Below are 3861 nucleotides of genomic sequence, written 5' to 3' on the forward strand. Positions count from 1 at the left end.
CGGCCGCTTCGATCTGCGGGCGCAACGCTTCCATACCGGCGGTGGCAATCTGGCCGACCACCACGTCGCCGAAGCGATCCAGCACCAGGCCCGGCAAACCATCGGACTCGCCGTACACCAGCCGATAGAACGGCTTTTCATACAACGAACGGCGCAGCGATTGCGCCACTTGCAGGCGATGCACGATCAGCGACTTGTCCGGCAGGTACGCCGAATTGCGCCCCAGGATGCGCGCGCTGATCAGTGAGTGCGGATTCACATAGGCGTAGCCCAGGAATTTGTCGCGATCGGAAACCACACGGCACAACGCGCCCGGCTGAAAAGCCGTCAGCGGGGTGCGTGCGGTGTCCACTTCGTTGGAAAACACCCACAAATGGCCGGCGGCCAGACGACGATCCTCGCCGCGCTTCAAGCGCAACTCAGGGAGGTCGGCCCGCGACGAGGGGGGTGAATTCGGTGTTTCGGTAACGGTGTTCATTTAAAGTGGGCGCATTCTATGCACGAATCCTCAAGTCGCAACCGCCCTGTGAATGGACCTGTGAATCGGCTCGCCGGCGAGACCAGTCCCTACCTGCTGCAACACGCGGCCAATCCGGTCGATTGGTACCCCTGGGGCCCGGAGGCCCTGGCGCTGGCCCAGCGCGAAAACAAGCCGATTTTGTTGTCGATCGGCTATTCCGCCTGTCATTGGTGCCACGTGATGGCGCACGAGTCGTTCGAAGACCCGGCCAGCGCGGCGGTGATGAACGAGCTGTTCGTCAACATCAAGGTGGACCGCGAAGAGCGCCCAGACCTGGATCGTATTTATCAAATCGCGCAACAGATGCTGACCCAGCGCGGCGGCGGCTGGCCGCTGACGATGTTTCTTGCGCCCCGGGATCAGCGCCCGTTTTTTGGCGGCACTTATTTTCCCAACGAAGCGCGCCACGGTCTGCCCGCGTTCACCGACTTGTTACAGCGGGTGGCCCAGTTCTATCGCGAGCGGAGCGAGGACATCGTGCAACAGAGCGCCGCCCTACAGCAGGCGTTCGATCAGCTGAATTCGCCGCCCGCTTCCGGTGACACACCGTTAACAGCCGCGCCGACCCATGCCGCGCGCGAGCAGTTGGCCGCCGCCTTCGACGGCGACTTCGGTGGCTTTGGCGGCGCGCCGAAATTCCCGCATCCCGCCAACATCGAATTCCTGTTGCGACGCTGGCGCGCCACGGCCGGCCAGGAAGAACCGGATCTGCATTCGCTGTACATGGCGACGCTGACGCTGAAGCGCATGGCCGACGGCGGCCTCTTCGATCAGCTCGGTGGCGGCTTCGCGCGCTATAGCGTCGATCAGTATTGGATGATCCCGCACTTCGAAAAGATGCTGTACGACAACGGCCAGCTGTTGCGTAACTACGCGAACGCGGCGTTGGCCACCGGCGAGCCGCTGTTCAAGCGCATTGCTGCCGAGACTGCGGATTGGATGATTCGCGACCTGCTGGCCAGCGAAGGCGGTTTTCGCTCGGCACTCGATGCCGATTCCGAAGGTCACGAAGGCAAGTTCTACGTGTGGCAGCCCGAAGAAGTGTCGGACCTGCTCGATGCCGACGACCACGCCGTGTTCACGCGACGCTTCGGCCTCGACCGGGACGCGAACTTCGAAGGCGAAGCCTGGCATCTGCATGTGTTCCGCTCCGAGGACGACATCGCCGAGGAGCTGCACATCAGCGCGGCGGAAGTGGAGCAACGGCTGGCTCGTGCGCGCGGCATTCTGCTCGACGTTCGCAATCGTCGTATTTGGCCGGGCCGCGACGACAAAGTGCTCACGTCTTGGAACGGACTCGCCATCGGCGGTCTCGCAGTCGCCGCCCGCGCGCTCGGACGAGCCAACCTCGCCGATGCCGCATGTAATGCCGTCGACTTCATTCGCCAGCATTGCTGGCGCGACGGTCGCTTACTGGCCGCTTACAAAGATGGGCGCGCACGTTTCCCCGCCTATCTGGACGACTACGCGTTCTTGCTGGACGGTTTGCTGGAACTGCTGCAAACCCGCTGGCGCAGCGCCGATCTGCACTTCGCCACCGAGTTGGCCAATGCCCTGCTGAGCCATTTCGAGGATGCCGACTCGGGCGGCTTCTATTTCACCGCCGACGATCACGAACAGCTGATGCATCGGTCGCGTTCGTTCAGTGACGAAGCCGTGCCGGCCGGCAATGCCATCGCCGCGCAGGCACTCACCCGGCTCGGGTTGTTGTTGGGCGACACGCGTTATCTGGAGGCGACGGCCAAGACGCTACGAGCCGCTTGGCCTGCCTTGCAGCACTACCCACACGCGCACACAGCCCTGCTGATCGCATTGGAAGAGCATCTCGACCCGCCCGAAATCGTCATCGTGCGCGGCCCGAGCAAGGATACGGATCACTGGCGCGACGAACTGGCAAAGGTCTATTCGCCACGGCGCCTGGTGTTCGCGGTGCCAAGCGACGCGACGGCACTGCCCGCCGCAATCGCGGATAAGAAAGTTCTGGCGGAAACCGCGGCCTATGTGTGCCGAGGCATGACGTGCTCGGCGCCGGTGATGTCGCTGTCGGCCTTGGTGGCGCTGACCCGAAGCTGAGGCGCGAGCCGCAGCTTCGCAACTTAACTCAGGTTACTTTTTGGCCTTGTCGCGCTTCTTGGCCTGCTTCATGTGTCGCGAACGCTCGATGCCGGCCATCTGCTTGGCGCGAGCCGATTCGATGGCGGCGTTGAGCGCCCGCTCGCCCCAGACTCGCAGCTGATCGGGGTCATTGACGACCTCCTGCGGCACCTCGTGGTGATCCGTAGTGAGATCGAACGCGTTCGGATACGGCTTGAACTGCGGCATGCCGCGCGCGACGTAATCGTCGAGATTGCTCTTGTCGGTGTGTAGATAGAGCTTCTCGCCCATCACGATAGCCAGCAGCCGCTCGTCGATGAAGACACCGACGCCGCCGAAAATCGCACGACTGGAGCTCCGCCCGAGCGGGGCGAGTTGTTCTGCGACGTAACTAGCTAGGCTCGACTTGACCCGCATATCGAGCGACTCACTCTTCCTGAATGCTTCCGAGCAGCGCACCCGATCGCATGCCCCAAGAGCGGCAGTTTACCTCGCAGCCCCTAGCTGTAAACCCGCAGTCGTTACTAACTGGCGACAGTGTGCGCCAGTCGTAACAACTGCTGTCGAATTAAGTCACGCAGCGGCCCGTGCACCTGTGCGTCGAACGCCGGCGCCTGCTGCCAGTCGTAGCCCCACGGGTTGTTGGTGCGCATGGCCACCGGCTCATCGGTGAAGCGAGGATGCACGTGGGCGTGTAGGGCCGGCTCGACGTTGCCGAAGATGGCGTAGTTGATGCGCAGAGCGCCGGTCGCCGCCAGCACCGCCTCGCCCAGCAGGCCGAGCTCCGAGAGGAACAGATCGCGCTCGGCACTCGCCAGCGCATTCAGATGCGGAACCACCGGATCCGGTAACAGCAGGCAGTAACCTGCCAGCACTTGCCGCTGCCCCATCACCGCCCAACCCGAGCGCAGACGTGCGACCACGGACGGATCGTCGCCGCGACGGCAGTTCTCGACCAGGCGATGAATGGCAGTGCTCATTTTCGAAATACGAAATAAACCGCGCCCAGCATACACAGCGCCGCCCACAGGTAGTCCAGCTTGAGCGGCTGGCGCATGTACAACATCACGAACGGCACGAACACGGTGAGCGTGATGACTTCCTGCAGGATCTTCAGCTGCGGCAGGCTGAGCACGGTGTAACCGATGCGGTTGGCCGGGACCTGCAGCAGATATTCGAATAACGCGATGCCCCAGCTGATCAGCGCCGCCACGATCCAGGGCTTTTGATTCAGCTCCTTCAAGTGC

The 3861-nt window shown here is 62.9% G+C and carries 4 protein-coding genes and 1 pseudogene; 1 reads left to right on the forward strand and 4 read right to left on the reverse strand.

Going from position 1 to position 3861, the window contains the following annotated elements; translation table 11 throughout:
- Positions 1 to 478, reverse strand: a pseudogene (locus tag JNL55_RS19050) (RlmI/RlmK family 23S rRNA methyltransferase); the annotation flags it as partial.
- 48 nt (positions 479 to 526) lie between these two features.
- Between JNL55_RS19050 and JNL55_RS19055 the strand changes: the two are divergent.
- Positions 527 to 2593 (forward strand): thioredoxin domain-containing protein, encoded by a 2067-nt coding sequence (locus tag JNL55_RS19055; protein ID WP_293857243.1) that lies wholly within the window; start codon positions 527 to 529, stop codon positions 2591 to 2593.
- A gap of 33 nt (positions 2594 to 2626) precedes the next feature.
- On the opposite strand, the gene JNL55_RS19060 is transcribed toward JNL55_RS19055, so the two are convergent.
- From JNL55_RS19060 to JNL55_RS19070, 3 genes are all read right to left on the reverse strand, one after another.
- Positions 2627 to 3031, reverse strand: a complete 405-nt coding sequence (locus JNL55_RS19060; RefSeq protein WP_293857246.1) for a TfoX/Sxy family protein — start codon at positions 3029 to 3031, stop codon at positions 2627 to 2629.
- A gap of 107 nt (positions 3032 to 3138) precedes the next feature.
- Positions 3139 to 3594, reverse strand: coding sequence for an HIT family protein (locus JNL55_RS19065; RefSeq protein WP_293857249.1), 456 nt, complete (start codon positions 3592 to 3594; stop codon positions 3139 to 3141).
- Positions 3591 to 3861: DMT family protein (locus tag JNL55_RS19070; RefSeq protein WP_293857252.1), on the reverse strand; the 271-nt coding region annotated here is incomplete at its 5' end. The genes JNL55_RS19065 and JNL55_RS19070, both read right to left, overlap by 4 nt.

The sequence above is a fragment of the Steroidobacter sp. genome (assembly GCF_016790065.1).
GTDB lineage: Bacteria > Pseudomonadota > Gammaproteobacteria > Steroidobacterales > Steroidobacteraceae > Steroidobacter.